We start from the raw sequence: 1194 nt of genomic DNA, 5'->3' as shown, positions 1-1194 counted from the left end.
AATGGCAAAGGAAAAGTTCGAGCGGACTAAGCCGCACGTGAACGTTGGTACGATTGGTCACGTTGACCACGGCAAGACCACGCTGACCGCAGCGATCGCCACGGTGCTGGCAGCCAAGTTCGGCGGTGCCGCCAAGAAGTACGACGAAATCGACGCAGCGCCGGAAGAAAAGGCACGCGGTATTACCATCAATACCGCCCACGTCGAGTACGAAACGGCCAACCGCCACTACGCGCACGTTGACTGCCCGGGCCACGCTGACTATGTGAAGAACATGATCACGGGCGCCGCCCAGATGGACGGCGCGATCCTGGTGTGCTCGGCAGCTGACGGCCCGATGCCGCAAACGCGTGAGCACATCCTGCTGGCCCGCCAGGTCGGCGTGCCGTACATCATCGTGTTCCTGAACAAGTGCGACATGGTGGACGACGCTGAACTGCTCGAGCTGGTCGAGATGGAAGTTCGCGAACTGCTGTCGAAGTACGAGTTCCCCGGCGACGACACCCCGATCATCAAGGGTTCGGCCAAGCTGGCACTGGAAGGCGACAAGGGCGACCTGGGCGAAGAAGCCATCATGCGCCTGGCCGAAGCACTGGACACCTACATCCCGACGCCGGAGCGTGCCGTTGACGGTACCTTCCTGATGCCGGTGGAAGACGTGTTCTCGATCTCGGGTCGCGGCACCGTGGTGACCGGCCGTATCGAGCGCGGCGTGGTGAAGGTCGGCGAAGAAATCGAAATCGTCGGTATCCGCCCGACCGTGAAGACCACCTGCACCGGCGTGGAAATGTTCCGCAAGCTGCTGGACCAGGGCCAGGCTGGCGACAACGTCGGTCTGCTGCTGCGCGGCACCAAGCGTGAAGACGTCGAGCGCGGCCAAGTGCTGTGCAAGCCGGGTTCGATCAAGCCGCACACCCACTTCACCGGCGAGGTGTACATCCTGTCGAAGGACGAAGGCGGCCGTCACACCCCGTTCTTCAACAACTACCGCCCGCAGTTCTACTTCCGTACCACCGACGTGACTGGCTCGATCGAGCTGCCGGCGGACAAGGAAATGGTGATGCCGGGTGACAACGTGTCGATCACCGTCAAGCTGATCGCCCCGATCGCCATGGAAGAAGGCCTGCGCTTCGCCATCCGCGAAGGCGGTCGTACCGTCGGCGCCGGCGTCGTGGCAAAGATCCTCGACTAAGC

1 protein-coding gene is annotated in these 1194 nt (G+C 62.6%); it reads left to right on the top strand.

The window, feature by feature from the left end; genetic code table 11:
* The first annotated feature begins 1 nt into the window (after position 1).
* Entirely contained in the window at positions 2 to 1192 is a 1191-nt protein-coding gene (gene tuf, locus ACIP1U_RS32610; RefSeq protein WP_400324077.1) for an elongation factor Tu, read from the top strand.
* The last annotated feature ends 2 nt before the right edge of the window (positions 1193 to 1194 follow it).

The sequence above is a fragment of the Cupriavidus sp. NPDC089707 genome, assembly GCF_044748965.1.
Classification (GTDB): Bacteria; Pseudomonadota; Gammaproteobacteria; order Burkholderiales; family Burkholderiaceae; genus Cupriavidus.
Note: the sequence above shows the minus strand (reverse complement) of the source record. Positions and strands in the feature narration are given on the sequence as shown.

Bases quoted from the DNA above. Each gene is read 5' to 3' on its own strand.
- tuf (WP_400324077.1), top strand. From the start codon at position 2: ATGGCAAAGGAAAAGTTCGAGCGGACTAAGCCGCACGTGAACGTTGGT.